We start from the raw sequence: 26,085 nt of genomic DNA, 5'->3' as shown, positions 1-26,085 counted from the left end.
TAAGCAGGCCGGAGCCGATTGCAAATGGGCCGGCTTTTCTCTTCCTCGGCTTCTGGATATTTGCCGATGCGCCTGATAAGGAACGGCCTTATTCCGATGGAGGGCCAAATGGCCGAGACCGCAGCAAGCCGCGCGGGGAGCGTTTCCCGCAAGACCAACGAGACCTCGATTTCGGTTTCCGTCAATCTCGACGGCACCGGCAAATCGAAGATTTCGACCGGCGTCGGCTTCTTCGATCATATGCTCGACCAGCTTGCGCGGCATTCCCTCATCGACATGGAGATCGAGGCCAAGGGCGACCTGCATATCGACGACCATCACACGGTCGAGGATACCGGCATTGCGATCGGCCAGGCGATCTCCAAGGCGCTCGGCGACCGGCGCGGCATCACCCGCTATGCCTCGATCGACCTTGCCATGGACGAGACGATGACGAAGGCAGCGGTCGATCTTTCCGGCCGGCCGTTCCTCGTCTGGAACGTCGCCTTCAGCGCGCCGAAGATCGGCACCTTCGACACCGAACTCGTCCGCGAATTCTTCCAGGCGCTCGCCCAGAATGCCGGCATCACCTTGCATATCCTCAATCATTATGGCGCCAACAACCACCACATTGCCGAGACATGCTTCAAGGCCGTCGCCCGCGCATTGCGCACGGCGACAGAGATCGATCCGAGACAGGCGGGCCGCGTTCCCTCGACCAAGGGCACGCTCGTCTGAGCCTCTCAAGGGAGCGGCGACAATGACAGCCAGCTATATTTTCCTGACGCCGCCCGGCAGCGCAGGCACTCGCCTTGACGAGACGCGGGTGATCCGCGACGGCTTCACATGGCTCGGTTTGCTGTTTCCATGGGTCTGGCTGCTGGTCCATCGGCTGTGGCTATACGCGGCGGCGGCCTTCCTGATGCAGGCAATCGGCGGCGTGCTGATGGACGAACCGGGTCTCTGGTCGGCGGGAGCGGCAATCACGCTGGGCGTGAATCTGTTGGTCGGTCTCGAGGGCCAGAACCTCCGTATTCGCACCCTCGCCGGCAAGGGCTGGAACGAAGACGCGCTCATTGCGGCCGACACGATCGGCATTGCCGAAGACGTCTACTTCTCCGACAAGGCGGTCCAGCCCGATACCGACACCGCCGCCCCGGGCTGGGAGAACAAGACCCGACCGAACGGCCCGCATGGCCAGGCGACATCGCTTGGTCTCTTTGGTTTTGATGGAGGACGCTGACGATGCGCGTCGCAATTATCGACTATGGTTCCGGCAATCTGCGTTCGGCCACCAAGGCTTTTGAGCGGGCCGCGCGCGAGGCGGGCATCGACGCGCAGATCGATCTCACCGACAAGGCCGAGGATGTTGCTAGCGCCGATCGCATCGTGCTTCCTGGTGTCGGCGCCTATGCCGATTGCCGGCGCGGCCTCGATGCCGTGCCCGGCATGGCCGAGGTGCTGATCGAGGCTGTCGAAAAGAAGGGGCGGCCGTTCCTCGGCATCTGCGTCGGCATGCAGCTCATGTCCTCGCGCGGCCTCGAGAAGACGGTGACGCAGGGCTTCGGCTGGATCCCCGGTGACGTCATTGAGATGACGCCTGACGATCCCGCGCTGAAAATTCCACAGATCGGCTGGAACACGCTGGATCTGAAGCGTGAACACCCGCTCTTCGACGGCATTCCGACGGGGGCGCAAGGGCTGCACGCCTATTTCGTGCACTCCTACCATCTCGCCGCCGAAAATGCCGGCGACGTCATTGCGACGGTCGATTATGGTGGGCCGATGACGGCTCTTGTCGGGCGCGACAACATGGTGGGCGCTCAGTTTCACCCGGAAAAGAGCCAGAAGCTCGGCCTCGCCCTGATCGCCAATTTCCTGCGCTGGAACCCGTAATACCGCCGCCTTATTTTTCCTTTATGGAAACCGTGGAACAGGAGTGCGCTCGATGCCGTCTTCGCGGAAATCAGGCAAGGTGTTCTATAGGCTGAGACCTTCCAGGGAGGGCGTGCCGCCCTTCTCGGACCTCCGGCTTCCCGATGGAACGATCATCCGCCGTGTCGATGAAGCCATTCACCGGAAAGCACTGTCCAAAGCCGCCAGGGCGCTGACAGAAAGGCTGGACCGATGATCCACGAATTCCTTGCCGGCAACGAGAATTCGCAGCTGCGCGCCAACGGCATCAACGCCGCCGACATCACTGAAGCCGTGCTGGAATTTTATATCGACGGCGAGGATGATCTGATCGGCCTGCTTGCCTATGCCCTCTATGAGCGGCAGAAGCGCGACTTCGTGCTCAGCTACCGCAAGCGCAATGCCGGCCGGTCGCCCAACGAGGCCGAGCTTGCCGCCGTCTCCGGCAATTATCTCTCGACCGACCTGCGCAATACGCTGCGCGACCGCGCCTCGCAGATCCTTGCCAGTTATGCCGAGACCTATGTGGAGGCGATGGAGCCGGAAATCCGGCTCGGCGCCGTCAACAGCCAGGCGCTGCGGCAGGTGCGCGACATCGAGAAATCAATGAAGCGGCGCCTCGGCTTCTGGCGCCAGGTTAGCGCCGGTTTCACCGTCACCCTGCTGCTGCTTCTGCTTTTCGGCGCGGCCGCCATTGCCGCTGTCTTTTTCCGCTCGGATATCGTAGATGCGTGGAATGCGCTGATGGTATCGACCACTTTACGGACGTAGACGACATGATCCTTTTTCCCGCGATCGATCTGAAGGGCGGCCAATGCGTCCGCCTGAAGCTCGGCGACATGCAGCAGGCAACGGTCTACAACACCGATCCGGCCGCCCAGGCGAAATCCTTCGAAGAGCAGGGTTTCGAGTGGCTGCATGTGGTCGATCTCGACGGCGCCTTTGCGGGACATTCGGCCAATGGCGACGCCGTCGAGGCAATCCTGAAGGCGACGAAAAATCCGGTACAGCTCGGCGGCGGCATCCGCACGCTCGATCATATCGAGGCGTGGCTCGCGCGCGGGCTGCGGCGCGTCATTCTCGGTACGGTGGCGGTCAGAAATCCTGATCTGGTCATCGAGGCCTGCCGGAAATTTCCTGGTCAGGTCGCCGTCGGCATCGACGCCAAGGGCGGCAAGGTGGCGGTCGAAGGCTGGGCGGAGGCGTCCGAACTCGGCGTCATCGAGCTCGCCCAGAAATTCGAAGGCGCCGGCGTCGCCGCGATCATCTACACCGATATCGACCGTGACGGCATCCTCGCCGGCATCAATTGGGCTTCGACGCTGGAACTTGCCGGTGCCGTCTCCATTCCCGTCATCGCCTCCGGCGGTCTTGCCTCGCTCGACGACGTCAGACGCATGCTGGAACCAGATGCAGGCAAGCTCGAAGGAGCGATTTCGGGCCGGGCACTCTATGACGGCCGTATCGACCCTAAGGAAGCGCTGGCGCTGATCAAGGCCAGCAGGGCCAAGGAGACTGCGTAATGACCCTCAAGGCCCGCGTCATCCCCTGTCTCGACGTCAAGGACGGCCGTGTCGTCAAGGGCGTCAACTTCCTTAATCTCGTCGATGCCGGCGATCCCGTCGAAGCGGCGAAAGCCTATGATGCGGCCGGCGCCGACGAGCTCTGCTTCCTCGACATCACCGCGTCATCGGACAATCGCGAAACGATCTTCGATGTCGTGTCGCGCACGGCCGATCAGTGCTTCATGCCGCTGACGGTCGGCGGCGGGGTACGCGCCATCGCCGATATTCGCAAACTGCTGCTCTGCGGCGCCGACAAGGTGTCGATCAATTCGGCAGCGGTCAGTAATCCAGACTTCGTCACTGAAGCGGCCGACAAGTTCGGCGACCAGTGCATCGTCGTCTCGATCGACGCCAAGCGCAGGCTCACGCAGGCGGTCGACGGCGACAATCTCAGCGCCTGGGAAATCTACACGCATGGCGGCCGCAACGCGACGGGCATCGACGCCATCGAATTCGCCCAGAAGATGGTGGCGCGCGGCGCGGGAGAACTCTTGGTCACGTCGATGGACCGCGACGGCACCAAGGTCGGCTACGACCTGGAACTGACCCGGGCGATTGCCGACGCGGTGCGGGTGCCCGTCATCGCCTCCGGCGGTGTCGGCGACCTCGACGATCTCGTCGCCGGAGTGAAGGAAGGCCATGCCAATGCGGTGCTCGCCGCCTCGATCTTCCACTTCGGCACCTATTCCGTCAGCGAGGCGAAACACTATATGTCGAAGTGCGGCATCGACATGCGTCTCGACTGAGGCTTGAAAGCGGACATATGAGCGGATTTTCCCTTGCCGATCTCGAAAGGATCGTTGACGAGCGATCGAAGGCCTCGCCGGAGCAGTCCTGGACGGCGAAACTCGTGGCCGGCGGCCAGCCCAAAGCGGCAAAGAAGCTTGGCGAGGAGGCGATCGAAGCCGTGATGGCGGCGGTGACCGGCGACCATGACAATCTGACCTATGAAGCCGCCGACGTGCTCTATCACCTATTGGTCGTATTGAAGATTGCTGAAATACCGTTAGAGAATGTCATGGCCGAACTCGAGCGCAGAACCGCGCAGTCCGGTCTCAAGGAAAAGGCCAATCGGCAGAGTTCATGAGTATCGCGACTGAGATCATCGGGGTGCCGGAAACATTGGATCACTTCCAGTCGGAATCCTATTCGCCCTACCACTTCTTCTCTTCCGAACAATGGGCGAAATTCCGCGCCGACACGCCGCTGACGCTGACCAGCGACGAGGTCAAGCGGCTGCGTTCGATGGGCGACCCGATCGATCTCGATGAGGTCCGGCGCATCTATCTGTCGCTGTCGCGGCTGCTGTCGGCGCATGTCGAATCATCGCAGCTACTGTTCGAACAGCGCAACCGCTTCCTCAGCCTCTCCGACGTAACGAAGACACCTTTCGTCATCGGCATCGCCGGCTCGGTCGCGGTGGGAAAATCGACCACCGCCCGTATCCTCAAGGAGCTCCTGGGGCGCTGGCCCTCCAGCCCGAAGGTCGATCTCATCACCACCGACGGCTTCCTGCATCCGAACGCCGTGCTGCAGCGGGAAAAGCTGATGCAGCGCAAGGGTTTTCCTGAGAGTTACGACACGGCCGCCATCCTTCGCTTCCTATCAGCGATCAAGGCCGGCCGGCCGGACGTGCAGGCGCCCTGCTATTCACACCTCGTCTACGACGTGTTGCCGGACGAGTACAAGATCGTCGACCGGCCAGACATCCTGATCTTCGAGGGCATCAATGTGCTGCAATCACGAGACCTGCCGGCCGACGGCAAGATCGTGCCCATGGTGTCCGACTTCTTCGACTTCTCGATCTATATCGATGCGGCGGAAGACCAGATTCATAACTGGTACGTTACGCGCTTCATGCGGCTGCGGGAGACCGCCTTCCGCGATCCGAACTCTTACTTCCATCGCTATGCCTCTATCAGCGATGCGGAAGCTCTCGATATCGCAGCGGATCTGTGGACGAATATCAACCTGAAAAACCTGCGCCAGAACATCCTGCCGACGCGGCCGCGCGCCGATCTCATTCTGAAAAAAGGCAAGGATCATCTGATCGAGCAGGTGGCGCTGCGAAAACTATAGCAGGCTATTATAGTCGGCGGTTCATGGATTGACGCGGCGCAGCGTCAGATTGATGCGGCCGCCATTCTTCAGCAGTGTCGATGTTGCCGGATGGATACGGTCGACGCCGTGGAAACACAGCCTGCCCTCGCCGCCCAGCACGACCAGATCGCCGCTCGACAGTTTGAAAGATAGCGTGCGATCATTGCGGTTCAGACCGCCGACGCGAAAGAGACAGCTGCTGCCGAGCGAGATCGAGACGACGGGGGCCTGCAGGTTGCGCTCGTCCTTATCCTGATGCAGGCCCATGCGGGCCTCGTCGGAATAGAAATTGACGAGACAGGCCTCCGGTGGCGGCTCGTAACCGGCAACGTCGTTCCAGATCTCGAGCAGTTGCTGCGGCATGGCAGGCCAGGGCCTGCCGGTGACAGGATGGGTCGGCTGATAACGATAGCCGCGTTCCTTATCCGTCACCCAGCCGAGCGGCCCGCAATTGGTCATGCGCACCGACATCGGCTTGCCGGTGCCTGGCATAACGGGCACGAAGAGCGGCGCCTCGGCGACCACGGCACGGATCACCTCGACCAGCGCTTCCTGACGCGACCGGTCGAGATATTCAGGCAGATGGCGGACACCGTTCGACAGTTCGGGCATGTCAGTCGCCGCCGCCGGGGCGGCCGCGCATTTTCTTGACTTCCGAGCGGCCGGATTTTTCCTTCAGACGGCGCTCGACCGAGCCTTTGGTCGGCTTGGTCTTCTTGCGCGGCGGCGGCGGCGGCTTGGCGGCCTCCAGAATCAGTTCCTTCAGCCGTTCGCGCGCGTCCTCACGGTTGCGATCCTGGCTGCGAAAGCGGCTTGCCTCGATCATCAGCACGCCATCCTTCGACATACGCCGGCCAGCGAGCTTGATCGCATTGGCCTTGACGCGATCATTAAGCGAAGGCGAATTCGGGATATTGAAGAACAGCTGGACTGCGGTCGAGACCTTGTTGACGTTCTGCCCGCCGGGGCCGCCCGCCAGAACGAACTGTTCCGTCAGCTCCCATCCTGCGATGGTGATCCTGTCGTCGATATAGAGCGCGTCGCTGGCCATGCGGCGTTCTATCTCATATCGGCAGCCCGTTGAAAATATCAGCCGGCATCGGAAAAACCCGGCAATCCTGCGATGCCGGGTTTCACGTGAGTCAAAGACTTTGTCTTCAGACGGGTTGAGCTTATTCGGCTGCGACCTTCACGCCGGGAGCCGCGTCGCGGACGCCGCCGTCGACGTGGTTCTCGAACTTGGCGAAGTTGGCGATGAACATCGAAACCAGCTTTTCGGCCTGGGCGTCATAGGCTGCCTTGTCGGCCCAGGTCGAGCGCGGATCGAGGATGCCGCCGTCGACGCCATCGACGGAAACAGGCACGGCGAAGCCGAAATTCGTATCCGTGCGGAATTCGACCTGGCCGAGTTTGCCGCTGAAGGCGGCGGCGAGGAGCGCCCGCGTCGCCTTGATCGGCATCCGCTTGCCGGTGCCGTAGGCGCCGCCGGTCCAGCCGGTGTTGACAAGCCAGCATTCGACGCCGTGGCGGCCGATCAACTCCTTCAGCAGGTTGCCGTATTCGGCCGGATGCCGCGGCATGAAGGGCGCGCCGAAGCAGGTCGAGAAGGTCGCTTCCGGCTCGACGACACCCTTTTCGGTGCCGGCCACCTTGGCGGTGTAACCGGAGAGGAAGTGATACATGGCCTGATCCGGCGTCAGCTTAGCGATCGGCGGCATGACGCCGAAGGCATCGGCGGTCAGCATGATGATCGTCTTCGGATGCCCGGCCCAGCCGGTTGCCGAGGCGTTCGGGATGAAATGCATCGGATAGGCGCAGCGGGTGTTTTCGGTCAGCGAGCCGTCGTCGAAATTCGGCTCGCGGCGGTCGTTCAGCACCACGTTTTCGAGCACGGTGCCGAAACGCTGCGTCGTCGCATAGATTTCCGGCTCGGCCTCGGCCGAGAGGCGGATGGTCTTGGCGTAGCAGCCGCCCTCGAAATTGAAGATGCCGTTTTCGCTCCAGCCGTGCTCGTCATCGCCGATCAGCGTGCGTGCCGGATCGGCCGAAAGCGTTGTCTTGCCGGTGCCGGAAAGGCCGAAGAAGACCGCGGCGTCGCCGTCGGGACCGACATTGGCCGAGCAGTGCATCGGCATCACGCCCTTGGCCGGCAGCAGGTAATTAAGAACGGTGAAGACCGATTTCTTCATTTCGCCGGCATAGGAGGTGCCGCCGATGAGGACGAGGCCATTGGTGAGATCGCAGGCGATCACCGTTTCCGTGCGGCAGCCGTGGCGGGCCGGATCGGCCTTGAAGCTCGGCAGGTCGATGATCGTCAGCTTCGGCACGAAGGTGGCGAGTGCTGCCGTCTCCGGGCGGATCAGGAGATTGCGGATGAACAGCGAATGCCAGGCGAATTCGGTGACGACGCGGGTCGGCAGAGCATGGCCTTCCTCGGCTCCGCCGATAAGGTCCTGGACAAAAAGGTCCTTGCCGGCGGCATGCGCCAGCATGTCGTCGCGCAGCAGGGCGAAATGCTCCGGCGAGAGCGGCTTGTTGTTGTCCCACCAGATTTCGCCATCGGTATTGGCGTCGCGAACGACGAACTTGTCGCGTGGCGAGCGGCCGGTATGTTGGCCGGTGAGAGCCCTGAGCGCCCCCTGAGCGGTCAGTTCGGCTTCGCCCCGGCGGATCGCTTCCTCATACAGCGCTGCGGCGGAAAAGTTATAGCGAACGCTGGCTGCGCCGCCCAATCCAACCGTTGCCAGCTCCGTTGCCGGGTTACGAACTCCGAACTTTTCCATGGCTACTTCCCTTCGCTCAGGCGCGTTGCCGTTAAAACTGACCGCGAAAATAAGGGCAGAAATTTTAAAACACAAGGGATTAAAATCCAGAAAGATTAGTAATATCAAACAATTAATCGATTTAAATTTTGGCCTTCCGTTTTAAATCGTTTTAAGAAGCCCCGTTGCAACCATTCGACGCGCCACCTCAGATTGTCGGGAAATTTTGCGACAATCCTCCCCTTTATCTTTGCCACAATTTGTTCCACCTTTATCCTCCATAAGCGCATCCGGTCACTGAGACCGCCTGGGGACGACGAAAATCCGGGAGATTGCGCACCGATGATGGAGACCAACACCATGCCGACAATCGCGCTCGTTGACGACGACCGCAACATCCTCACCTCGGTGTCGATCGCACTGGAGGCCGAAGGATATAAGGTCGAGACCTATACGGACGGTGCTTCGGCGCTCGACGGGCTGCTGGCGCGACCGCCGCAACTGGCGATCTTCGATATCAAGATGCCGCGCATGGACGGCATGGAGCTGTTGCGCCGCCTGCGGCAGAAGTCGGATATTCCCGTCATCTTTCTCACCTCCAAGGATGAAGAGATCGATGAGCTGTTCGGCCTGAAGATGGGCGCCGACGATTTCATCACCAAACCGTTTTCGCAGCGCCTGCTGGTGGAGCGGGTGCGCGCCGTGCTGCGTCGCGCTTCGAGCCGCGAAGCCGCGGCCGCCGGCGGCACGAGCCCCAGCGGCGCGCCGAAGGCCGGCGCCGTGCAGCAGGCCCGTTCGCTGGAGCGTGGCCAGCTGGTCATGGACCAGGAGCGCCATACCTGCACCTGGAAGGGTGAGGCCGTGACGCTGACGGTGACCGAGTTCCTGATCCTGCATTCGCTGGCGCAGCGCCCGGGCGTCGTCAAGAGCCGCGATGCGCTGATGGACGCCGCCTATGACGAACAGGTTTATGTTGACGACCGGACGATCGACAGCCACATCAAGCGGCTGCGCAAGAAATTCAAGATGGTCGATACCGATTTTGATATGATTGAAACGCTCTACGGAGTGGGATACCGCTTCCGCGAAGCAGCCTGAGCCCAGCCGGCGCGGCGCGAGACATAGTTGAGGGTTGCGGGCCGGTCATCCGGCCCCGCCCTTTGAAAGGGCCTGTCATTGGCACAGTTGGTGCAGGAAAGGGATCTGGACGATGCGGAGGGCGTGAGCACCCGTCGCGTCCGAGGCCGCCGTTGGTCGCATCCCTTCACGCTGATCCGCCGGATCTTCGGCAATGCCGTGTTTTCGAGCCTGACTCGGCGCATCCTGTTTTTCAATCTGGTCGCGCTGGTGGTGCTCGTCGGCGGCATCCTCTATCTCAACCAGTTTCGCGAAGGCCTGATCGACGCCCGCGCCGAAAGCCTGTTGACGCAGGGCGAGATCATCGCCGGCGCCGTTTCGGCCTCCGCATCGGTCGATACGAATTCGATCACCATCGATCCGCAGAAGCTGCTCGAGCTACAGGCCGGCCAGAGCATCACCCCGGTGCCGAACGACGAGGACCTGGAGTTTCCGATCGATCCCGAGAAGGTCGCCCCCGTGCTGCGCCGGCTGATCTCTCCGACGCGCACGCGCGCGCGCATCTTCGATGCCGATGCCAATCTGCTGCTCGATTCGCGTCACCTTTATTCACGTGGCCAGGTGCTGCGCTTCGACCTGCCGCCGGTCGAGGAGGAGAAGCAGACCTGGAGCGATTGGTTCGCCACCCTGTTCAACAAGGCGCTGCAGCCCGGCAATCTGCCGCTCTATAAGGAAGCGCCGGGCGGCGACGGCTCGATCTATCCCGAAGTGATGAACGCCCTGACCGGTGTCCGCGGCGCAGTCGTGCGCACCACGGAGAAAGGCGAACTCATCGTTTCCGTCGCCGTGCCGATCCAGCGTTTCCGCGCCGTGCTCGGCGTGCTGCTCCTATCGACGCAGGCAGGCGACATCGACAATATCGTGCATGCCGAACGGCTTGCCATCATGCGTGTCTTCGGTGTCGCGACGCTTGTCAACGTGCTGCTTTCGCTGGTGCTGTCGTCGACGATCGCCAATCCGCTGCGCCGCCTTTCGGCCGCCGCCATCCGCGTGCGTCGCGGCGCCAAGGCGCGTGAGGAGATCCCTGATTTTTCCGCTCGCCAGGATGAAATCGGCAATCTTTCCATTGCATTGCGCGAGATGACAACAGCGCTTTACGACCGCATTGATGCAATCGAAAGCTTTGCAGCCGATGTCAGCCACGAGCTCAAGAATCCGCTGACCTCGCTGCGCAGCGCCGTCGAAACCTTGCCGCTGGCGAAGTCCGAGGATTCCAAGAAACGGCTGCTGGATGTCATCCAGCACGACGTGCGCCGTCTCGACCGCCTGATCAGCGATATTTCCGATGCCTCGCGCCTCGACGCCGAGCTCGCGCGCGTCGATGCCGCCTCCATCGACATGGAAGTGCTGCTGCGCGATCTGATCGAGGTGTCGCGCCAGATCCGGGGCAGCAAGAAGCAGGTGGAAATCGCCTATTCGATCGAACGCAAGCCCAACGTCAAGACACGCTTCCTCGTCAACGGTCACGATCTGCGCATCGGCCAGATCGTCACCAATCTGATCGAGAATGCCCGCTCCTTTGTCCCCGAAAAAGACGGCAAGATCACCGTGCGGCTGATGCGGACACGGTCGCGCTGCGTCACCACGATCGAAGACAACGGTCCCGGCATCCAGGCGGAGAATATCGACCGTATCTTCGAGCGCTTCTATACCGACCGGCCGGAATCGGAAGGCTTCGGCCAGAACTCGGGCCTCGGCCTTTCGATCAGCCGCCAGATCGCCGAGGCGCATGGCGGATCGCTCAGAGCAGAGAACATCACCGACGCCGACAGCGGCGAGGTGCTCGGCGCGCGCTTCATCCTCGCCCTGCCGCTGGATCCAGCCGCATGAGCGAGGCCGCGAACATCCATGCCACGGCGATCGTCGTCGGCAGGACCGGTCTCCTGTTCAGCGGTCCCTCGGGCTGGGGGAAATCGATGCTGGCTTTCACCTGCATGACCGAAGCCCGACGCCTCGGTCTGTTCACGGCGCTGGTTGCCGACGACCAAGTGCTGCTGTCAGAAGAGACAGGCACGGTGATCGCCACCTGCCCGCCATCGATCGCGGGGCTGATCGAACTGCGCGGCACCGGCATTGTCCGGCAGGATCATATTTCTCAGGCGGCCATGCATTATGCCGTGCTTCCCGGCAGCGCTTCCGGCGAAAACCGCGTCCCCCCCGACGGCGAATTCGTCAGCTTCGCCACCGGTATTTCGCTTCCCGCGTTGCGGTTGCTCACAGGCGTGCCTTCACCGCTGGCAGTTCTGATGGCGAAAGCGCCTGATATCGGGGATTGAGGGCTTCCGGATTGATCAGTCTGCCTTATATGTTTGCATTTTTATCTTGCACTTCGGCTTTTCATCGCCAAGATGTGCCCCCACCGGTGGACGTAATTGCTGCATTGCGATATCTCAGCCATCGTTTGCGTATATGGGAGCAGTAATATCATGATCGGACTTGTGCTTGTCACTCATGGCAAGCTGGCTGAAGAGTTTCGTCATGCTGTCGAGCACGTCGTCGGTCCTCAGAAATTCATCGAGACGGTCTGTATTGGCCCCGAAGACGACATGGACCAGAGACGGCAAGACATTCTGCAAGCCGTTTCCGGCGCCGATGATGGCCATGGCGTCGTCATCCTGACCGACATGTTCGGCGGCACGCCGTCCAATCTCGCAATATCGGTCATGAGCAGCGGCCACACCGAAGTCATCGCCGGCGTCAACCTGCCGATGCTGATCAAGCTCGCCGGCGTGCGCGGCGAGAACAACATGGAGAAGGCGCTGGTCGAGGCTTCCGAAGCCGGTCGGAAATATATCAATGTCGCGAGCCGTGTGCTCAGCGGAAAATAACGGCGCTTCATGACATCGCTTTCCCGGGAACTCCTCATCATCAACAAGCGCGGCCTTCACGCGCGCGCCTCCGCCAAATTCGTGCAGATGGTCGAGACCTTCGATGCCGCCATCACCGTCTCCAAGGACGGAATGACGGTCGGCGGCACGTCGATCATGGGCCTGATGATGCTGGCCGCAAGCCCAGGCTCCAGCGTCGTCGTCTCGGCGAGCGGCAGCGAGGCCGAGGAAGCCCTCGAGGCCCTGGACCAGCTGATCCAGAACCGGTTCGGCGAAGAGATGTGAGCGACGGCCGAGCTCATATCAACATATAAAGACTTCTTTATATCCTTATTGCCTTCCCATCGGAAGCCTGCTAAACGGCGGACATGCCGTGCGCTGAAGCGTGTCGCATCGAACCTGGTTCATGCAATGCGGTTCGGCTCTTTGGTGTTATGCATCTCGCGTTCCCGGAACCGCTGTCCATAGCCGGGCGACATGCATCGGCACGCGGCCTATCCGTCGCGCGGTCATCTTCGCGCCTGCGCCAATTTTTGAGACGTTTTTCAGCCTGGAGACCTCTATGAGCACTGAAAAAGATTATGTCGTCGCCGATATCGGGCTTGCGGATTTCGGCCGCAAGGAAATTACGATCGCCGAAACCGAAATGCCGGGGCTGATGTCCTGCCGCGCCGAATTCGGCGACGCAAAGCCGCTGAAGGGCGCGCGCATCACCGGTTCGCTGCACATGACCATCCAGACTGCCGTGCTCATCGAAACGCTGGTGGCGCTCGGGGCCGAAGTCCGCTGGGCTTCGTGCAACATCTTCTCGACGCAGGATCATGCCGCTGCCGCAATCGCTGCTGCCGGCGTTCCCGTTTTCGCCATCAAGGGCGAGTCGCTCGAGGACTACTGGGTCTACACCGACAAGATCTTCCAGTGGGCCGACGGCGGCCTTTCCAACATGATCCTCGATGACGGCGGCGACGCCACCATGTATATCCTGCTCGGCGCCCGCGCCGAAGCCGGCGAGGACGTATTGTCCCATCCGCATTCCGAGGAAGAGGAAATCCTCTTCGCACAGATCAAGAAGCGCCTTGCCGCTTCGCCCGGCTGGTTCAACAAGCAGCGCGATGCGATCAAGGGCGTGACCGAAGAAACGACGACGGGCGTCAACCGCCTGTACCAGCTCAGCCAGAAGGGCCTGCTGCCCTTCCCGGCGATCAACGTCAACGATTCGGTCACAAAGTCGAAGTTCGACAACAAGTACGGCTGCAAGGAATCGCTGGTCGACGGCATCCGCCGCGGCACCGACGTGATGATGGCCGGCAAGGTCGCCGTCGTTTGCGGTTATGGTGACGTCGGCAAGGGCTCTGCTGCTTCGCTCTCCGGCGCCGGCGCCCGCGTCAAGGTGACCGAAGCCGATCCGATCTGCGCCCTGCAGGCCGCCATGGACGGTTATGAAGTGGTGCTGCTCGAGGACGTCGTTTCCTCGGCCGATATCTTCATCACCACGACCGGCAACAAGGACGTCATCCGCATCGACCATATGCGGGAGATGAAGGACATGGCGATCGTCGGCAATATCGGCCACTTCGATAACGAAATCGAAGTTGCTGCCCTGCGGAACCTCAAGTGGACCAACGTCAAGCCGCAGGTCGACCTGATCGAGTTCCCCAAGGGCAACCGCATCATCCTGCTTTCCGAAGGCCGCCTGCTCAACCTCGGCAACGCCACCGGTCATCCGTCCTTCGTCATGTCGGCTTCCTTCACCAACCAGACGCTGGCGCAGATCGAGCTCTTTACCAAGCCCGGCCAATACGAGAACAAGGTCTACATCCTGCCGAAGCACCTCGATGAAAAGGTTGCGCGCCTGCATCTCGACAAGCTCGGTGTGAAGCTTACCCAGCTTAGCGAAGAGCAGGCTGCCTATATCGGCGTTACGCCGCAGGGCCCGTTCAAGTCCGACCACTACAGATATTGATCTCATCATCGATATCCACAAGATGTAGAAGCCGCGGCATTGACAAATGCCGCGGCTTATTTTTTGGCCGCTCCCTTTCCGCCGATTCCCTTCCGAAGTATTGTTTTAAGACTTGATTCGTGGCGCCGGACCCCGTCCGACCGCTCCGAAAATGGGATGTCTTGTCGTAATGCGGCACATTGAAGGACGGAGACATACCGCGGATGTCGGAATTGAAAAACAGCCTGCCCGGTCAGGCGGACGACGGCGCTTGCGCCCATCGCCGCTCGCGGACGGCAGGCCAAGGCTATAAATCTGCAGCGGCACACGAGGCCGCAAAGCAGGAGCATGGATCATTGGCGCGCTTCCTGAAAACCTGCGCGGCCGGTACGGCGCTTGCCGCCCTGGCGCGGCCGGTTCTGGCACAGGGCGAGCAGCAGGCGGCGGCCTCGGCTCACCTCTTCACCTCCTCGCAGGTCATCGGCGTTTCCGTCGTCATCGGCGTCATATCGGCAGCCCTGCTTTCGACGCTCTGGCTGGTGCGCCAGCGCGGCAATCTGGAAAACGAGAGCCGGGAAATCCGCTCGGCGCTGTCCGATGCCCAGCAACGCATTTCACAATATCAGGCGCTGATCGCCGACAAGAACCGGCGGATCGTCATCTGGGACGGCAATGCCCGTCCTGAATTGCTCGGCCAGCTTCCGGCGGAGACCGGCGCGCCGCAGGATGGCGAATTCCTGGCCTTTGGCCTCTGGCTGAAATCACGCTCGGCCTCCGACCTGGAAAAGGCGATCGACCGGCTGCGCGACGGGGCGCAGAGCTTCGACATGGTGGTCGAGACCATCCGTGATGAGATTCTCGAGGCGCAGGGCCGAGTTTCCGGCGGACGCGCCTTCGTCCGCTTCGTGGCGCTCAACAATCTGCGCGCCGAGCTTGCCGAACTCCGGATCGAGCGCGACCGGCTGATGACTTCGATCTCGGCCTTCCAGACCATGCTCGACGCGATCGACATGCCGGCCTGGCAGCGCGATCCGGCGGGCCGCCTCACCTGGGTCAACCAGGCCTATGGCGACGCGGTCGAGGCGCGCTCGCCGCAGCAGGCAATCAATGAAGGCCGCGAGATGCTAACGACGGTGGCGCGCGAACGCATTCGCGCGACGACGACGCCGGAATCGCCGTTCCACGACACGATCTCGACGGTCGTGCATGGCAACCGTACATTCTTCGATGTCGTCGATGTCACGCTTCCCGGCGGCTCGGCCGGCATGGCGGTCGACGTGTCCGATATCGAGGCGGTGCGCGCCGAGCTGGACCGAACGCTGAAGAGCCATGCCGAGACGCTCGACCATCTCGCCACACCCGTCGCCATCTTCGACGGCGAGCGCCGGCTGCAATTCTACAACCAGGCCTTCGTTGCCCTCTGGGAACTCGATATCGCCTTCCTCGAAGGCCGGCCGGACAATAGCGAGCTGCTCGAGCGGCTGCGGGCGGCCAAGAAGCTGCCGGACCAGCTCAACTGGAAAAGCTGGAAGGAAGCAGCACTTTCCGTCTATCGCGCCCTCGATACGCAATCGGACCTCTGGCACCTGCCGAACGGTCAGACGCTGCGCGTGTTCGCCACTGCCCATCCGCAGGGCGGCGCCACCTGGGTGTTCGAAAACCTGACCGAACAGGTCGATCTCGAAACGCGCTACAACACGCTGGTCAAGGTGCAGGGCGAAACGATCGACCATCTGTCCGAAGGTGTGGCGGTGTTCGGGCCGGATGGACGCATCCGCCTGTCGAACCCGGCCTTCCGAGCGCTCTGGGGAATCACCGAAGCCGAAGCCAAGCCCGGCACCCATATCCGTGCGCTTGGCGAGGCCTGCGCCCCCTCCTACGACCGGCCGGACGGCTGGAAGACCTTCGCGGAACTGATCACCAGCTTCGACGACGAGCGCCGCTCGGGCCAGGGGACCCTCGAACTGTTCTCCGGCCTCGTGCTCGACTACGCAGTCATCCCGCTGCCGAACGCCCAGACCATGCTGACCTTCGTCAATATGACGGACAGCGTGCGGGCCGAGCGGGCGCTGACCGAAAAGAACGAGGCGCTGCGCAAGGCCGACGAGTTGAAGAACGACTTCGTTCAGCACGTTTCCTATGAATTGCGTTCGCCGCTGACCAATATTATCGGCTTCACCGATCTGCTGCGCACGCAAGGTGTGGGGCCGCTGAACGAGCGGCAGGCGGAATATATCGACCATATCTCGACCTCGTCCTCGGTCCTGCTGACGCTCGTCAACGATATTCTCGACCTTGCGACCGTCGATGCCGGCATCATGCGCCTCAACTATGCGGAAATCGATCTCAACGACCTGCTCGACGACGTCTCGATGCAGATCGCCGATCGGCTGCAGGAAAGCGGCGTGGCGCTCGAAATCACCGCGCCCGCCTATCTCGGCTCGATCGTCGCCGATCCGCAGCGGCTGAAGCAGATTCTTCTGAAGCTTCTTTCCAACGCGGCGAATTTCTCGCCGGAGGGCAGCTCGATTTCGCTGGAATGCCAACGCGAAGGCACCGATTTCGTGTTCTCCGTGAGGGATCGCGGCCCCGGCATTTCGCCCGACATGATCGCGACCGTGTTCGACCGGTTCGCAACCGGCGCTAAAAGCGGAAAGCGCGGCGGTGCCGGCCTCGGCCTGTCGATCGTCGACAGTTTCGTCAGCCTGCATCACGGCGACGTGACGATCGACAGCGAACCGGGCAAGGGCACGACGGTCGTCTGCCGTATCCCCTCGGTCGATATCCCCCATTCCGCCGCTGCCGAATGACGACCACCGATACGATCTCGCTTTTCCTGAAGGACGAGGCGGCCACCATTCGTCTCGGCGAAGACCTGGCGCTCGCATTGAAGGCCGGCGATTGTCTTGCCCTTTCCGGCGATCTCGGCGCCGGCAAATCGTCGCTCGCCCGGGCAATCCTGCGTGCCATTGCCGATGACGAAGGGCTTGAGGTCCCGAGCCCGACCTTCACGCTGGTGCAATCCTACGACCTGCGTATCCCGGTTTCGCACTTCGACCTCTATCGGCTCGGCGACGCCAGCGAATTGACGGAGCTCGGCTTCGACGAAGCCCTGCAGAACGGCATCTGTCTCGTCGAATGGCCGGAAATGGCTGCGAGCGAATTGCCGGCCGAGCGTATCGCCCTGACGCTGGCCCATGAGGGCAGCGGCCGCCGGGCAACGATCGAAGCAGCCGGCCAGCAGGCCCGGCGCATCCGCCGGGTCTTCGCGATCCGCGAATTCCTCGACGCGGCCGGCTATCCCGAGGCCAAACGCCGCTTCCTGACCGGCGATGCATCGCTGCGCGCCTATGAAGCGATTTATCCGGACGCTGCTCCGCGAAAAATCCTGATGGACTGGCGCCCGCATCCGGAGGGGCCGCCGGTCTACGACGGCAGGCCCTATCCCAAGGTCGCGCATCTCGCCCAGGACGCCTATCCCTTCGTTGCGATCGCCGATGCGCTGCGCGAACGTGGGTTTGCAGCGCCGGAGATCTACAAGGTCGATTATGAGCAGGGCATCCTGCTAATTGAGGATCTCGGTACGCAGGGCGTGCTCGACGACGCCGGGCGGCCGATCGCCGAGCGTTACCGCCAAAGCGTCGCCTGCCTTGCCCATCTTCATTCCATGCCGTTTCCGCGGGATATCCCCGTTTCCGACACGCACACGCATCACATTCCGGATTTCGATCGCACGGCGATGAAGATGGAAGTGCAGCTTGTGCTCGATTGGCACATCGGCTGGAAGCGTGGTTCCGCACCCTCGGACGCAGAGCGCAAGGAATATCTGGCGATCTGGGACGCGCTGATCGATGAGCTCGCCGCCGCCGAAAAGAACCTGCTGCTGCGCGATTTCCATTCGCCGAATATCATCTGGCGCCCGCAGGAGGCCGGCGTCGGACGGGTCGGCCTGATCGACTTCCAGGACGCCATGATCGGCCCCACCGCCTATGACCTTGCCTCGATCGTCCAGGACGCACGCGTCACGATCGAGCCGGAACTGTTCCGGCAGCTGATGGATGATTATCTCGCACGTCGCCGTGCGCAGGACGGCTTCGACGAAGCCGGATTCATGAAGGCCTGGGCGATCATGTCGGCACAACGCAACTGCAAACTGGCCGGTCTCTGGGTGCGGCTGCTGCAGCGGGACGGCAAACCCGATTATCTCAGGCATATGCCGCGCACGCTCGCCTATCTCAACGTCGCGCTTGAGCATGAGGCGCTTGCCCCCTTGCGCGATTGGTGCGCAAGGGCTGGAATAGGCCAGAGCGAATCATAAATTCCGGATCAAGATGACCATCAGACAAGCCATGGTACTGGCCGCGGGTCTCGGAACCCGCATGCGCCCGATCACCGACACGATCCCGAAGCCGCTGGTGAAGATCGACGGCAAGCCGATGATCGATTATGCGCTGGACGCGCTGGTGGCGGCCGGCGTCGAACGGGCCGCCGTCAACGTTCACCACCATGCCGACCAGATGCTCGACCATCTCGGCAAGTATCGCGGCCTCGAGATCATCATATCCGACGAGCGGGACGGGCTGATGAATTCCGGCGGCGGGTTGGCGAAAGGACTGAGGCTGCTTGGGCGCGACAGTATCTTCGTCATGAATGCCGACCTCTTCTGGATCGGCGAGCTGCCGGGACGGCCGACGAACCTGCAGCGATTAGCCGGATTCTTCGATGCCGAGCAGATGGACATGGCGCTGCTTTGCGTGCGGATCGAAGATACCACCGGTCACAACGGCAAGAACGACTTCAGCCTCGCGGCCGACGGCCGACTGCGGCGTTACCGCGACAACCCGTCCAATCCCGTCGTCTATGCCGGCGCGATCGTCATGAACCCGTCGCTGCTCGACGACGCGCCGACGGACGCCTTCAATCTGAATATCTATTTCGACAAGGCGATCGCACGCGACCGGCTTTTCGGCCTGGTGCTCGATGGGCACTGGCTGACTGTGGGAACGCCGGAGGCGATCGGCGAGGCGGAGGAAACGATCCGCAGGTTGCGGGCGTTCGCGTGAGCCATGACGGAGCGGCACCAGCCACGCATCCTGACGATCCCGGCGGGCCTTCCCTTTTTGAAAACCCTGGCGACGACGCTGTGCGACGGCCGGTTGACGCCGCTTTTCCGGCATGATGTCGACGACCCGCTGTCGCTCGCCAGAGTAACCATCTACCTGCCGACCCGGCGCGCCGTGCGCGTGCTGCGCTCGGAATTCGTCGATCTGCTTGGCGGCCGGTCGGCGATCCTGCCGGTCATCCGCCCTCTCGGCGAAACCGACGATGACAGCGGCTATTTCGACGAGGCGCTGCCGGCGACGATCGATCTCGCCCAGCCGCTGTCGAATACCGCCCGCCTGCTGGAACTGGCGCGCCTGATCCTTGCCTGGCGAAACAAACTGCCGGAGATCGTCCGCCATATTCATTCGGACTCGCCGCTGGTTGCGCCTGCAAGCCCGGCAGACGCGATCTGGCTTGCCCGCAACCTCGCCGAGCTGATCGATTCCATCGAAACCGAGGATCTCGACTGGTCGGAACTATCGAAGCTCGACACCGGCGACTATGCCGCCTGGTGGCAGCTGACCGCCGAGTTTCTGCAGATCGCCAGCGCCTTCTGGCCGGCGCGGCTTGCCGAACTCGGCAAATCTTCGCCGGCCCGGCACAGAAACGCCATTCTCAGGGCCGAAGCGGCCCGGCTTTCGGCGACAAAGCCCGGCGGGCCGATCATCATCGCCGGGTCGACGGGTTCGGTTCCGGCGACTGCCGATCTGATTGCCGCCGTCGCCAATCTGCGCGAAGGCGTGATCGTCCTTCCGGGCCTCGATCTCGCCATGCCCGAAGAACATTGGCAGATGGTCGCGCCGGAACCGGTGCCGGGCCAGCATGCCAATCCGGCCAGCCGGAGCCATCCGCAATACGGGCTGTCGTCACTGCTGAAAAGGTTGAGGCTGACACGGGCCGATGTCAGCACCCTTGACAGACCGGAGGCCGATCTTGACCGGCGCGCCGAAATCCTGTCCCGGACGCTCGCCCCGTCGGAGGCGACCAGCGACTGGGGTATATGGAAGAGTGAGTTGCCCGGGGGAGCGCTCACTTCGGCCTTCAACGACGTTTCGCTGATCGAAGCCGCCAACGAGCGCGAGGAAGCAACCGCGATTGCCGTCGCGCTCAGACTGGCGCTGGAACGGCCCGGGCAGGACGGCGAGAGTCGGGCAGCGTTGATCACACCGGATCGCAACCTCGCCCGTCGGGTGATGGCGGAGCTTTCCCGATTCGGCATCCTCGCCGACGATTCGGCCGGCACACCGCTTTCGGCCACGCCGCAAGGCAGCTTGCTGCAATTGCTGCTGGAGGCGTCGCTGCGCCCCGGCGATCCGGTGGCGATCGTCTCGCTGCTCAAGCATCCGCTGGCCCGCTTCGGCCTCGAACGCAACACCCTGATTTTCGCCACCGAAGCGCTCGAGCTGCTGGCGCTGCGCGGCGGCGTAGCGGAAGTGGATATCGGCGCGCTGGAGCCGCTGCTCACCCATCAGCTTGCCGAACAGGCCCTGGACCGGCACGCGCCACAATGGCGCAAGGCGCTTCCCACTGAAGCCGCCGATGCCGCATTCGAGCTTGCCCGCCGGGTTAGCCGGGCGACGGAACCCCTTGCCGCCGCGCTGGTCCGGCATCGGCCGGAGGATCGCGGCAAGACGGCGCGTTTCACGCTTTCCGAATGGGCCGCGCGCACCGGCCGTGCGCTTGAAGCGGTCGCCGTCGATCCGCAGGGCAATCTTGCCGATCTCTGGTCGAACGAGGCGGGGGACGCACTTGCCTCCCTTCTCGGCGAAGTGATCGACACGGACGGGCAGATGGAGGCCGACGGGCCGCAATGGATCGACATCATGGCGGCGCTTGCCGCCGGCCATGCGGTAAAGCCTCGGGCGCTAAGCCACCCCAGGCTGTTCATTTTCGGCACGCTGGAAGCCCGGCTGCAAAGCGTCGACACGCTGATCCTCGGCGGGCTGAACGAAGGCTCATGGCCCGGACAGAGCGCCAACAATCCGTTCATTCCGCGAATGATGAAGACGGAGATCGGGCTCGAACCGCCGGAGCGGCGCATCGGCCAGCTGGCGCATGATTTCGAGATGGCGAACGGCACTCGCCACCTGATCTATTCCAGGGCGCTACGCCAGGGCTCGACGCCGACAGTCGCCTCGCGCTGGCTGCAGCGGCTGCTGGCGCTCGGCGGCGAGGCGTTCGAGGCGGAACTCAAGGGGCGCGGCGCCCGCTTCCTGCAATGGGCCGGTCTCGTCGATCGGGGAGAGACCCAGGCGCCGGCGCAGCGGCCCTCGCCGAAACCGCCGCGGGCACTGCAGCCGCAATCCTACTCCTTCAGCGAGGTCGGGCGGCTGCGCCGCGATCCCTATGCCATCTATGCCCGCCGCATCCTGCGGCTCGATCCGGTCGACGCGTTCAATCGCGATCCCGGAGCAGCTGAACGCGGTACGCTCTATCACAAGATCATCGACCGGTTCATCCGCGCGGCCCATGTGGCCGGCACGCCGGAGGCGGCAGCGGCGATGGAGCTTATCCTGACCGAGCTTTTCGACATGGAAAAGCTGCCGCCACATATCGATGCCGTCTGGCGGCCGCGCTTTCGGGAGGTGGCTCGCGCCTTCCTCGAATGGGAGGCTGGACGACGGCCGGCCATCCGCCGGACACTGACGGAAGTCCGCGGCGGCGTGGAGCTGGAGGCAATCAATATCCGGCTGAATGGCGTCGCCGACCGGATCGACATGATCGGGCCGAACGCCGCCGATATCATCGACTACAAGACCGGCTACAACCCCTCGCCGGCGCAGGCACGCGCGCTGCTCGATCCGCAGCTCGCGCTGGAGGCGGCGGCCTTGCGCGCCGGCGCCTTTCGTGATGCCGGCAGCCTCACGCCGCAGGATCTGCTCTATGTCCGCCTGCGTCCCGGAAACCGGTTCCAGGTCGATATGGTCAATAATGAAAACGCCGCCCGTAGCGACAAGGCGAAGTCGGCGATCGACCTTGCCGAGGAATCGGTCGACCAGCTGGTCAAGTTCGTCAGCCTGCTGCAATCCGGCGAAAAGGGTTTTACCTCGCGGCTCATTCCGGCGCAGCAATTTGATTTCGGCGGCGACTACGATCATCTCGCCCGCGTCTCCGAATGGTCGACGGCCGAGAATGAGGAAGGCGGCGGCGATGAGTGACGTGAGCGACCTTCCTGATAGCGACGATCCCGGAGCCTGGATCGGCTGGACGACGATCCAGCAGGCGATCGCCTCCGATCCGGTGCGCTCGGCATGGGTTTCGGCCAATGCCGGTTCCGGCAAGACGCATGTCCTGACTCAGCGCGTCATCCGGCTTCTGCTCGCCGGCGCGCGGCCTTCGGCCATTCTCTGCCTCACCTACACCAAGGCTGCGGCATCGGAAATGTCGAACCGCGTCTTCGAACGGCTGGCCGACTGGGTGGTGCTCGACGATGACGATCTCGGTCGGCGGATCATGCAGATCGAAGGGACGGCGCCCGACCGCATAAAACTGGCCGAGGCCCGGCGGCTGTTTGCCAAGGCGCTGGAGACGCCAGGTGGCTTGAAGATCCAGACGATCCACGCCTTTTGCGAGGCGCTGCTGCATCAGTTCCCGCTGGAGGCCAATGTCGCCGGGCATTTCTCGGTTCTCGACGATCGCGCCGCCGCGGCACTGCTTTCCGATGCGCGCCGGGCGCTGCTGACGGCGACCGCGCCGGAAGAAGGCAGCGCCCTGGCAGAGGCTTTCGCCTACGTGCTCAATCTCGGCGACGAATCCGGCCTGGAAAACCTGCTCGGCGACATTGTCGCCAATCGCAACGCCATCCGCCGCTTTGCCGCGGCCGCCGACCAGCAGGGCGGCGTGGACATGGTTCTGCGCAAAAGGCTCGGTCTCGCCGCCGATGACACGGAGAAAGGCATTGCGGCACAGTTTTGGCCGCTGCCGGAACTGTCGGGCGGCACGCTCGAACTTTATCTGTCGCTGGCCGATCATAAGGGCGGCGCCAAGGCGCAGGAGGTTGCCTATGGCCTCAGGCTCGCCGGCCGAGAGCGGGATGACGCCAAGCGCGCCGCAATGCTCGAGAAAATCTTCCTGACGGCGAAGGGCGAGCAGAAAACGGACTCGCAGTTCCTGGTCAAGGCCATGCTTGCCGAAGCGCCGCAACTGACCGAGGCCATCGCGGCCGCCCGCGCGCATGTCGCGGCAAGCCGCGACCGGCTGAAACTGATGCGGATGCACGGCGCCACGCTGGCCGCGCTCGTGCTCGCCGACCGGCTGAATCACGATTACGAGGAGCTGAAGAAACAGCGCAGCCAACTCGATTTCGAGGATCTGATCACCCGCACCGCCGACCTTTTGACGAAAAGCGGCGTCGGTCCCTGGATCCATTACAAGCTCGACCGGGGTATCGATCACATCCTTGTCGACGAGGCGCAGGATACCAGTCCGATCCAATGGAGCGTCATCCAGTCGCTCGCCGAGGATTTCTTTTCCGGCGAGAGCGCCCGGCCGATCGTGCGCACGCTGTTTGCCGTCGGCGACGAGAAACAGTCGATCTATTCCTTTCAAGGGGCGCGGCCCGAGCGTTTTTCGGAAGAGAGCGACCGGACGCGGCGGCGCGTCTCCGACAGCGGACAGAGCTTTTCTTCCGTGCGGCTGCCGCTCTCCTTCCGCTCGACCGCCGACGTGCTCGAGGCCGTCGACGAGATCTTCAGAACATCCGACAATGCGCGCGGCCTCAGCGCCGTCGGCGAGCCGGTCGTGCATCGTTCCAGCCGCATCGGACATCCCGGCGCCGTCGACCTCTGGGACATGGTCGCGCCGGAGGCGGTGGTGAAGGAAGAGGATTGGACGGCCCCCTTCGATGCGACGCCGGAAAGCGCGCCGGCCGCAATTCTGGCGCGGAGGATCGCTCATTCGATCGGCACGCTGGTCGGCCGAGAAACGATCGTCGACAAGGGCAAGGAGCGGCTGATCGAGGCCGGTGATATTCTGGTGCTGGTGCGCAAGCGCGACGCCTTCGTCAATGCGTTGACGCGCGCCTTGAAGCGTCGCGGCGATATTCCCGTCGCCGGCGCCGACAGGCTGGTGCTGACCAGCCATATCGCCGTGCAGGATCTGCTGGCGCTCGGCCGCTTCCTGCTTCTGCCGGAGGATGACCTGTCGCTCGCGGCCGTGCTGAAGAGCCCGCTTTTCGATCTCTCCGAAGAGGACATCTTTGCCATCGCGGCACTGCGGGGCGACAATGAGAGCGTCTGGAGCCATCTCAGGAAATTCGCCGCCGACGGTAACGAGCGTTTCCGCGCGGCAGTCGAAAAGCTGGAACTGTTCCTCCGACAATCGAAAAACCTATCGGTGCATGATTTCTATGCACGCCTGCTGGGCAGCCACGGCGGGCGGCGGCAGTTTCTTGCCCGCCTCGGCACCGAAGTCAGCGACATTCTCGACGAATTCCTGACCTTCACCCTCGACCATGAGAGCTCCGGCCTTCCCGGGCTGCAATCCTTCATCTCGACGCTCGAGCTCGAAGCGCCCGAAGTGAAGCGCGAGCAGGACAAGGGACGCAATGAGGTCAGGATCATGACCGTGCATGCCTCTAAGGGTCTTGAAGCACCGATCGTGTTCCTGGTCGACGGCGGCTCAAAAGCCTTCACGCATACGCATCTGCCGAAGCTTCGCCTGATCGAAACCGACCCGGACGAACCGCCGATGCCCGCCTGGGTTCCCGTTTCCGATCTCGCCAATTCGCTGACGCAGAACGATGCCGCGCGCATCCAGATACTGGCCGAAGAGGAGTATCGCCGGCTGCTCTATGTCGCCATGACGCGGGCCGCCGACCGGCTGGTCGTCTGCGGCTATCGCGGCATGCGCGCCAACAACGACACCTGGCATATGATGATTTCCACCGCGCTCAGCGAAGGCCACCCGCATGTGGAGGCGGCCAGCTTCTCCGACCCCGACGGGGAATGGCCCGGCATCAGATGGCGCGTGCCGCGGGTGGAGCGGAGCTTCGAGCGTATCAACCGCAGCGAGGCGCGCGACGACGAAATCAGCCTGCCGGAAGGCCTGTTGCGGCCATTGCCGCCACAGGCGGAGCTGCCCCGGCCTCTCAGCCCTTCCGGCGCCGGGACGATCATCGACGAGGACGAAGGCGGCCTGGTGGTCGCTTCGCCGCTCTTTTCCGAGAAACAACGCAGCGATCGCTCGCTGGAGAAAGGCAGGCTGCTGCATCGTATGCTGCAGGCGCTTCCCGATATTCCGTCAGACGAACGGCCCGGTGCGGCGCAGCGTTATGGCGAACGGGCAGCCCGTTTCTGGCCGGAGGCCGAACGGCGCAAGCTGGTCGATTCGGTTCTGAAGCTATTGGACGAGAAGGACTTGCAGCCCGTCCTCGGCGAGCAGGCCCGGCCTGAGGTCTCGATCATGGGGACATTGATGCTCGACGGCAGGCGCTATGCCGTCTCCGGCCGCATCGATCGGCTGGCGGTGCTTGATGATCGCGTCGTCATTCTCGATTACAAAACCAATCGGGTGCCGCCGGCGACCGAAGAGGCCATTCCCTTCGCGCACCGGGCACAGCTGGCGATCTATCGCGAGATCCTGGCGCCGCTCTATCCCGGAAAGCGCATCGATTGCATGCTCGTCTATACCGAGAATGCTACGCTCTACACGCTGAGCGAAAAGGCGCTCGGTTTGGCGCTTGCAGGACTGAAGACAAAGTGAAATACCGGACATTGAAAATTCGGCACCGCACCATCACATGTGGTTCAACACCC

At 62.8% G+C, this 26,085-nt stretch carries 23 protein-coding genes; 20 read left to right on the top strand and 3 right to left on the bottom strand.

Translation table 11 applies throughout. The features are described from left to right. Positions 1-108: 108 nt before the first annotated feature. From hisB to coaA, 9 genes are read left to right on the top strand one after another with little or no spacing between them, the layout of a single operon-like run. On the top strand, positions 109-717 hold the full coding sequence (gene hisB, locus EFD56_RS07830) for an imidazoleglycerol-phosphate dehydratase HisB (protein ID WP_037143936.1): 609 nt from the start codon (positions 109-111) through the stop codon (positions 715-717). Positions 718-739: 22 nt separating this feature from the next. Further along, positions 740-1,222: a DUF2628 domain-containing protein gene (locus EFD56_RS07825; protein WP_064826622.1), complete on the top strand. Its 483-nt coding sequence runs from the start codon at positions 740-742 to the stop codon at positions 1,220-1,222. A 2-nt stretch (positions 1,223-1,224) separates the two neighbouring features. Next, a complete protein-coding gene (hisH, locus tag EFD56_RS07820; RefSeq protein WP_126905024.1) occupies positions 1,225-1,875 on the top strand; it encodes an imidazole glycerol phosphate synthase subunit HisH in 651 nt (216 codons plus the stop codon). A 52-nt stretch (positions 1,876-1,927) separates the two neighbouring features. Beyond that, positions 1,928-2,110, top strand: coding sequence for a hypothetical protein (locus tag EFD56_RS33130; protein ID WP_126905023.1), 183 nt, complete (start codon positions 1,928-1,930; stop codon positions 2,108-2,110). Continuing rightward, entirely contained in the window at positions 2,107-2,664 is a 558-nt protein-coding gene (locus EFD56_RS07810) for a hypothetical protein (protein ID WP_126905022.1), read from the top strand. Before EFD56_RS33130 ends, EFD56_RS07810 begins: the two co-directional genes overlap by 4 nt. A 5-nt stretch (positions 2,665-2,669) precedes the next feature. After that, positions 2,670-3,416: a 1-(5-phosphoribosyl)-5-[(5-phosphoribosylamino)methylideneamino]imidazole-4-carboxamide isomerase gene (hisA, locus tag EFD56_RS07805; protein WP_037142479.1), complete on the top strand. Its 747-nt coding sequence runs from the start codon at positions 2,670-2,672 to the stop codon at positions 3,414-3,416. Further along, positions 3,416-4,204, top strand: coding sequence for an imidazole glycerol phosphate synthase subunit HisF (hisF, locus tag EFD56_RS07800; RefSeq protein WP_126905021.1), 789 nt, complete (start codon positions 3,416-3,418; stop codon positions 4,202-4,204). The genes hisA and hisF overlap by 1 nt, the downstream gene beginning before the upstream one ends. Positions 4,205-4,221: 17 nt before the next feature. Beyond that, positions 4,222-4,545 (top strand): phosphoribosyl-ATP diphosphatase, encoded by a 324-nt coding sequence (locus tag EFD56_RS07795; protein WP_126905020.1) that lies wholly within the window; start codon positions 4,222-4,224, stop codon positions 4,543-4,545. Further along, positions 4,542-5,537 (top strand): type I pantothenate kinase, encoded by a 996-nt coding sequence (gene coaA / locus EFD56_RS07790; protein ID WP_004677148.1) that lies wholly within the window; start codon positions 4,542-4,544, stop codon positions 5,535-5,537. The genes EFD56_RS07795 and coaA overlap by 4 nt, the downstream gene beginning before the upstream one ends. A gap of 21 nt (positions 5,538-5,558) precedes the next feature. On the opposite strand, the gene EFD56_RS07785 is transcribed toward coaA, so the two are convergent. The 3 genes from EFD56_RS07785 to EFD56_RS07775 all read right to left on the bottom strand — a co-directional run bounded on the left by EFD56_RS07785 (position 5,559) and on the right by EFD56_RS07775 (position 8,341). Continuing rightward, on the bottom strand, positions 5,559-6,170 hold the full coding sequence (locus EFD56_RS07785; protein WP_004677149.1) for an alpha-ketoglutarate-dependent dioxygenase AlkB family protein: 612 nt from the start codon (positions 6,168-6,170) through the stop codon (positions 5,559-5,561). A gap of 1 nt (position 6,171) precedes the next feature. Further along, entirely contained in the window at positions 6,172-6,609 is a 438-nt protein-coding gene (arfB, locus tag EFD56_RS07780) for an alternative ribosome rescue aminoacyl-tRNA hydrolase ArfB (RefSeq protein ID WP_126905019.1), read from the bottom strand. A gap of 121 nt (positions 6,610-6,730) precedes the next feature. Next, positions 6,731-8,341, bottom strand: a complete 1,611-nt coding sequence (locus tag EFD56_RS07775) for a phosphoenolpyruvate carboxykinase (RefSeq protein WP_126905018.1) — start codon at positions 8,339-8,341, stop codon at positions 6,731-6,733. A 339-nt stretch (positions 8,342-8,680) separates the two neighbouring features. Between EFD56_RS07775 and EFD56_RS07770 the strand changes: the two genes are divergently transcribed. The 11 genes from EFD56_RS07770 to addA all read left to right on the top strand — a co-directional run bounded on the left by EFD56_RS07770 (position 8,681) and on the right by addA (position 26,032). Then, entirely contained in the window at positions 8,681-9,418 is a 738-nt protein-coding gene (locus EFD56_RS07770) for a response regulator transcription factor (protein WP_189636746.1), read from the top strand. Positions 9,419-9,496: 78 nt separating this feature from the next. Further along, on the top strand, positions 9,497-11,287 hold the full coding sequence (locus tag EFD56_RS07765; RefSeq protein ID WP_037142452.1) for a sensor histidine kinase: 1,791 nt from the start codon (positions 9,497-9,499) through the stop codon (positions 11,285-11,287). Further along, positions 11,284-11,733 (top strand): HPr kinase/phosphorylase, encoded by a 450-nt coding sequence (locus tag EFD56_RS07760; protein ID WP_126905017.1) that lies wholly within the window; start codon positions 11,284-11,286, stop codon positions 11,731-11,733. The genes EFD56_RS07765 and EFD56_RS07760 overlap by 4 nt, the downstream gene beginning before the upstream one ends. A gap of 150 nt (positions 11,734-11,883) precedes the next feature. After that, positions 11,884-12,285, top strand: a complete 402-nt coding sequence (locus EFD56_RS07755) for a PTS sugar transporter subunit IIA (protein ID WP_004672623.1) — start codon at positions 11,884-11,886, stop codon at positions 12,283-12,285. Between the two features lie 9 nt (positions 12,286-12,294). Next, complete coding sequence (locus EFD56_RS07750) at positions 12,295-12,570, top strand: HPr family phosphocarrier protein (RefSeq protein ID WP_126905016.1); 276 nt, start codon at positions 12,295-12,297, stop codon at positions 12,568-12,570. Positions 12,571-12,847: 277 nt separating this feature from the next. Next, positions 12,848-14,248 (top strand): adenosylhomocysteinase, encoded by a 1,401-nt coding sequence (gene ahcY / locus EFD56_RS07745; RefSeq protein WP_126905015.1) that lies wholly within the window; start codon positions 12,848-12,850, stop codon positions 14,246-14,248. A gap of 203 nt (positions 14,249-14,451) precedes the next feature. Then, complete coding sequence (locus EFD56_RS07740) at positions 14,452-17,037, top strand: PAS domain-containing sensor histidine kinase (protein ID WP_126905014.1); 2,586 nt, start codon at positions 14,452-14,454, stop codon at positions 17,035-17,037. After that, positions 17,034-18,545 (top strand): tRNA (adenosine(37)-N6)-threonylcarbamoyltransferase complex ATPase subunit type 1 TsaE, encoded by a 1,512-nt coding sequence (tsaE, locus tag EFD56_RS07735; protein WP_126905013.1) that lies wholly within the window; start codon positions 17,034-17,036, stop codon positions 18,543-18,545. Before EFD56_RS07740 ends, tsaE begins: the two co-directional genes overlap by 4 nt. A gap of 13 nt (positions 18,546-18,558) precedes the next feature. Continuing rightward, the gene (locus EFD56_RS07730; RefSeq protein WP_126905012.1) at positions 18,559-19,290 is read left to right on the top strand and encodes a nucleotidyltransferase family protein; all 732 of its coding nucleotides are present in this window, start codon (positions 18,559-18,561) and stop codon (positions 19,288-19,290) included. Positions 19,291-19,293: 3 nt separating this feature from the next. Next, positions 19,294-22,488 carry a double-strand break repair protein AddB gene (addB, locus tag EFD56_RS07725; protein WP_126905011.1) on the top strand — a complete coding sequence of 1,065 codons (3,195 nt, stop codon included), beginning with the start codon at positions 19,294-19,296 and terminating at the stop codon, positions 22,486-22,488. After that, positions 22,481-26,032 carry a double-strand break repair helicase AddA gene (gene addA, locus EFD56_RS07720; RefSeq protein ID WP_126905010.1) on the top strand — a complete coding sequence of 1,184 codons (3,552 nt, stop codon included), beginning with the start codon at positions 22,481-22,483 and terminating at the stop codon, positions 26,030-26,032. The genes addB and addA overlap by 8 nt, the downstream gene beginning before the upstream one ends. Positions 26,033-26,085 lie beyond the last annotated feature (53 nt).

The organism is Rhizobium phaseoli, from assembly GCF_003985125.1.
GTDB lineage: Bacteria > Pseudomonadota > Alphaproteobacteria > Rhizobiales > Rhizobiaceae > Rhizobium > Rhizobium phaseoli.
The sequence above is the reverse complement of the archived record's forward strand: the minus strand, read 5'-3'. Positions and strand labels throughout refer to the sequence as shown.

Bases quoted from the DNA above. Each gene is read 5' to 3' on its own strand.
- EFD56_RS07760 (WP_126905017.1), top strand. From the start codon at position 11,284: ATGAGCGAGGCCGCGAACATCCATGCCACGGCGATCGTCGTCGGCAGG.
- addB (WP_126905011.1), top strand. From the start codon at position 19,294: ATGACGGAGCGGCACCAGCCACGCATCCTGACGATCCCGGCGGGCCTT.
- hisB (WP_037143936.1), top strand. From the start codon at position 109: ATGGCCGAGACCGCAGCAAGCCGCGCGGGGAGCGTTTCCCGCAAGACC.
- EFD56_RS07775 (WP_126905018.1), bottom strand. From the start codon at position 8,341: ATGGAAAAGTTCGGAGTTCGTAACCCGGCAACGGAGCTGGCAACGGTT.
- EFD56_RS07730 (WP_126905012.1), top strand. From the start codon at position 18,559: ATGACCATCAGACAAGCCATGGTACTGGCCGCGGGTCTCGGAACCCGC.
- hisA (WP_037142479.1), top strand. From the start codon at position 2,670: ATGATCCTTTTTCCCGCGATCGATCTGAAGGGCGGCCAATGCGTCCGC.
- ahcY (WP_126905015.1), top strand. From the start codon at position 12,848: ATGAGCACTGAAAAAGATTATGTCGTCGCCGATATCGGGCTTGCGGAT.
- EFD56_RS07770 (WP_189636746.1), top strand. From the start codon at position 8,681: ATGCCGACAATCGCGCTCGTTGACGACGACCGCAACATCCTCACCTCG.
- arfB (WP_126905019.1), bottom strand. From the start codon at position 6,609: ATGGCCAGCGACGCGCTCTATATCGACGACAGGATCACCATCGCAGGA.
- EFD56_RS07755 (WP_004672623.1), top strand. From the start codon at position 11,884: ATGATCGGACTTGTGCTTGTCACTCATGGCAAGCTGGCTGAAGAGTTT.
- EFD56_RS07795 (WP_126905020.1), top strand. From the start codon at position 4,222: ATGAGCGGATTTTCCCTTGCCGATCTCGAAAGGATCGTTGACGAGCGA.
- hisH (WP_126905024.1), top strand. From the start codon at position 1,225: ATGCGCGTCGCAATTATCGACTATGGTTCCGGCAATCTGCGTTCGGCC.
- EFD56_RS07810 (WP_126905022.1), top strand. From the start codon at position 2,107: ATGATCCACGAATTCCTTGCCGGCAACGAGAATTCGCAGCTGCGCGCC.
- tsaE (WP_126905013.1), top strand. From the start codon at position 17,034: ATGACGACCACCGATACGATCTCGCTTTTCCTGAAGGACGAGGCGGCC.
- EFD56_RS07825 (WP_064826622.1), top strand. From the start codon at position 740: ATGACAGCCAGCTATATTTTCCTGACGCCGCCCGGCAGCGCAGGCACT.
- EFD56_RS07750 (WP_126905016.1), top strand. From the start codon at position 12,295: ATGACATCGCTTTCCCGGGAACTCCTCATCATCAACAAGCGCGGCCTT.
- EFD56_RS07740 (WP_126905014.1), top strand. From the start codon at position 14,452: ATGTCGGAATTGAAAAACAGCCTGCCCGGTCAGGCGGACGACGGCGCT.
- hisF (WP_126905021.1), top strand. From the start codon at position 3,416: ATGACCCTCAAGGCCCGCGTCATCCCCTGTCTCGACGTCAAGGACGGC.
- EFD56_RS33130 (WP_126905023.1), top strand. From the start codon at position 1,928: ATGCCGTCTTCGCGGAAATCAGGCAAGGTGTTCTATAGGCTGAGACCT.
- addA (WP_126905010.1), top strand. From the start codon at position 22,481: ATGAGTGACGTGAGCGACCTTCCTGATAGCGACGATCCCGGAGCCTGG.
- coaA (WP_004677148.1), top strand. From the start codon at position 4,542: ATGAGTATCGCGACTGAGATCATCGGGGTGCCGGAAACATTGGATCAC.
- EFD56_RS07785 (WP_004677149.1), bottom strand. From the start codon at position 6,170: ATGCCCGAACTGTCGAACGGTGTCCGCCATCTGCCTGAATATCTCGAC.